The sequence below is a fragment of the Nocardioides jensenii JCM 1364 = NBRC 14755 genome (assembly GCF_001552535.1).
GTDB classification, from domain to species: domain Bacteria; phylum Actinomycetota; class Actinomycetes; order Propionibacteriales; family Nocardioidaceae; genus Nocardioides; species Nocardioides jensenii.
Map to the genome: position 1 here is coordinate 1 of NZ_BCRJ01000163.1, position 3647 is coordinate 3647.

The 3647-nt window shown below is 70.4% G+C and carries 4 protein-coding genes; all 4 read right to left on the reverse strand.

What is annotated here, in order from left to right:
- On the reverse strand, positions 1–831 hold an 831-nt coding region (locus tag NJ4_RS24715), incomplete at its 3' end, for a tetratricopeptide repeat protein (RefSeq protein WP_157551345.1).
- Positions 832–880: 49 nt separating this feature from the next.
- Entirely contained in the window at positions 881–2503 is a 1623-nt protein-coding gene (locus NJ4_RS24720; RefSeq protein WP_067442069.1) for a S8/S53 family peptidase, read from the reverse strand.
- A gap of 8 nt (positions 2504–2511) precedes the next feature.
- Positions 2512–2994 (reverse strand): hypothetical protein, encoded by a 483-nt coding sequence (locus tag NJ4_RS24725; RefSeq protein WP_067442072.1) that lies wholly within the window; start codon positions 2992–2994, stop codon positions 2512–2514.
- A partial coding sequence (locus NJ4_RS24730; protein ID WP_322787654.1) for an RNA polymerase sigma factor occupies positions 2991–3647 on the reverse strand: 657 nt, incomplete at its 5' end. The genes NJ4_RS24725 and NJ4_RS24730, both read right to left, overlap by 4 nt.

Consider the following 3647-nt stretch of genomic DNA (forward strand, 5'->3'; position numbering starts at 1 on the left):
CCCCTGCCGCCCCAGCTCGACCTCGGCGGCCAGGGCGACGGCGTCGGCCCGCACCCGCCAGGCGGTGCTGCCGACCCGGTCGTAGAGCCGGCCCGCCAGCCGCGCCGACGACAGCGCATCCGCAGGATCGGCCAGCACCAGGGTGCGGGCCAGGGCCAACATCGCGTCACCTCGACGCTGGTGCAGCCGGCGGCTGGAGTAGGCCTTGGCCGCCTCGACCAGGGCAGAGCGTCCCTCGGTGACCAGGCCGGCGGCCAGCAGCACCTCGGCCCGATCCTGCTCACAGGTCGCGCGCACCACCGGCCCTTCGGGCGCCAGCACCTCGTAGGCCGCGTTCATGCTGCGAAGTGCGGCGGCCAGCTCTCCGGCCAGGAGCTGGATGTAGCCCAGGTTGTGCGCTGCCTTCGCCGCGAGGTAGTCGTCGCCCGCAGCGGCGAACCGTTCCTGCGCGCGCTCGAAGTCGCGCATCGCCTCTGCATTTCGCCCCTGCTGGAGGAAGACTCCGCCGCGGTTGAGGTGCGCGCGTCCCAGGGGTACGTCGTCGGACAAGGAGGCGATCGCTGACTCGAACCACGTCAGGGCAACCTCGTTGTCACCGCGCAACATGTGGACCAGCCCGATCTGGCTGTGCACGAGGCCACGGGTCTCACTCTCGATTCCCCGCCGGGCGGCCACGTCACGCAACAGCTCGAGTGCCTGTGCCGGCTCTCCCGTCTCCCCGTGAACGAGCGCGAGACTGAGGTCGATACGCGCCAGCAGGTCGTCGTCGTCGGCCAGGTCCCGGGCGTGCTCGAAGCACTGCCTGGCCCGGGGAAACATCCCCCGGTTCATGGCAGCTACCCCTCGCTGGTGCAGCTCCTCGCTCGAGACCACGCATCCATCATTGCGTGATACCCGTGCACTTCTCCACCACGGACCAGGCTCGCTTCACAGCCGTCTCGGGGCTCACCGGCTGGCCGGGACGCTCGAGCTCGCCCTGGAGGTTCGCCGCGAGGATGCCCGCGAGCAGCGGGGCCGAGAAGGACGTGCCGCTCCAGACGGCGAAGCCGCCGCGGAAGTCATCAGGATCGATCGACTCGCGGGGTCGGCCGTACGCCGTGGTGGCGGCCACCGCCTGGAAGCCGCCCTGGAAGCCCGGCATCGTCGACATGACGGCAGCGCCGGGCACGTGGGCCCGCACCCACGGCCCGGCATTGCTGAAGAGCGCATCGGTTCGCTGGTTGGGGTTGAGCGCCCCCACGGACACCACGGGCACGACGTCCGGGTCGGGCTGATAGGGCCCGTTGCCGTCGTGCCACGGCGTGAAGGCGGCAGGGAAGAGTGGGCGGCTGGTCGCGTCGTTGCCGGCCGAACAGACCACGATCACACCGCTGCGGCCGAGGTCCTCGAGGATGTCGTGCATCGTCGGATCGAACAGCGCGTCCTCGGGCGTCTCGTGGTAGTAGCCCATCGACAGGTTGAGGATGTCGATGCGTTGCCCACCTGGTTCGCCCTCACGGTGACGGCGGGCCAGCTCGGCGATCTGGGACAGGGCCAGGACGAGGTCGGACTCGACGATCGGTCCCTCGGAGGAGACGATGCGCCACGACAGGATGTCGGCGTCCGGACATGCCTGGTGCACCAGGCCGCAGATGAACGTGCCGTGACCGGACAGGGTGTCGATGGATCCGTCGAGGGGACCGACCAGATCGCCCATGAGATCGGGCGCCGTCGCAGGGTCGACATGGCCGATGGGCTGACCGTCGAGCCCCACGCTCGTGTTGACCACGAGGTCCAGCCACGGGTGCGGCGCACAACCGGTGTCGAGCACCGCCACCACGGGTCGTCGCTCCTCGAGCTCGGCGTCGGAACAACGGTGCGGGCGCGGACCGACGTAGGCGATGGGCTGGCGGCCGCCGCTGCCCGGAAGACCGTAGGTCGAGACCGCGTAGGAGCCCCCGCCCCGGGCGGGGTTCCCGTCGTGGAACGGATTGCCGTCGTGGAACGGATTGCCGTCGTGGAACGGATTGCCGTCGTGGAACGGATTGCCGTCGTGGAACGGGTTGGACCCCACCGTCGCCACCGAGATGACGTGGTCGAGTCCGACTCCGTGCAACCGCTCGACGCCGTACTTGGCCCGGGCCTGCTGGAGCAGGATCCACCCGTCGGGGGCGAGGGTGGCCTTGCGCGAGGCAACGTTGAGCCGGAGTCGGCGTACGCCGAAGCGCAACGCCTCGCGCTGCCCGTCGTCGTCGGGCTCGACGTCCCACCCGAGGTCATCGGCCACGTCCCGGAGGACATCGAGGGTCTCGGCGTAGTCCTTGCCGTAGGAGACGGTCAGCCGTGGACCGACGTACACCGTCGAACGGGGCTGCACCCCCTTGACCACCAGAGCGGTGGCCGGGTCGAGGACCCTCCCGTCGACTGGCGCGATCTTCCACTTGGGCGGCGGCTCGGGCTCGCGATCGAGAGGCCTTTGCGGACGCTCGGGGCGCTCGGGTTCGTCGGAGCTCTTCTGCTGCATGGTCGTCCTCAGATCTCGAAGGCCGGGGTGGCGAAGGGTTTCAGGGCCGCGTCGCGCGGGGTCAGGTGCAGGCGCACCATGCCGGTCGGCAGGTCGGTGAACTCGAAGCGACCGGTGTCGTCGCTCTCGGCCTCCCAGCTGGCGCCCGTGTCGGGCACCGGGGTCGCGCGCACCGTCAGGGGACCGGCCGGAGAGACCCAGCCGTCGAGACGGGTGCGCCCCTCGGCGTCTCCGACGGCTCGAACCAGCAGGTCGACGTCACCGCTGCTGAAGCGCAGGGTGTAGGTGGCGGTGCCGCGGGCACCGGCCAGCATCTGCTCGTCGGAGACCAGCACCAGCAGCTCGAAGTCGAGGTCGGTGCCGGCGATCGCAAGCTCGGCCTCGACCGCCGCCTGCATGCGGTCGACGAGTCCCTCCGGCACCGGGTCGTGCTCGGTCCACACGTCGCGCACCAGTTGGAGAAGACCGTCCCGGCTGTAGTCGTTGCTCATCGTCCTGCTTCCGTTCCGTCGTTCTGGATCAAGGCGACCCGCAACTTGGCCAGGCACCTGCTTCTCGTGGGTCCGATGCTGCCCACCGGCATGTCCAGGGTCTGCGCCAGCCGGGTGTAGTCGGGCCGGTTCTCGAAGGCCACGATCCGCAACAGCCGCCGACATCGTTCGGGCAGCCCGTCGACCACGTGCCACAGCCGGTCACCTTCATCGGCCTCGACCGCGACCGACTCCGCCGAACGCTGCCGGGGCAACCGGAAGGTGATCTCCTCGTCCTCGACCGGGATCGCCTGGTTCTTCTGCTTCGACACCCGCCAGGCTTCACGACGCGCCGTCGTGGTCAGCCAGCCGCCGATCGCGACCGGGTCCTCGATCGCGTCGCGCCGGCGTACGAGCGCCAGCCACGTGGTCTGTACGACGTCCTCGGCCAACTCGTGCGGCAGCCGGTAGGACCTCACCACGTGCCACAGCACCGGGGTCATCACCCGCACCAGGCCCGAGAGCCCACCCTCCCCCGTGTCGCCGTCGGCCCACGCGCGGAAGCAGGTCGCGGCCTCTTCCCAGATCTCTCCCGCAGCGCCCGTCGCCGCGGCGCCGCCGGCTGTGGCCGACACCTTCGAGGCGGCCTTCGACGCAGCCGGACCCGACGCGGT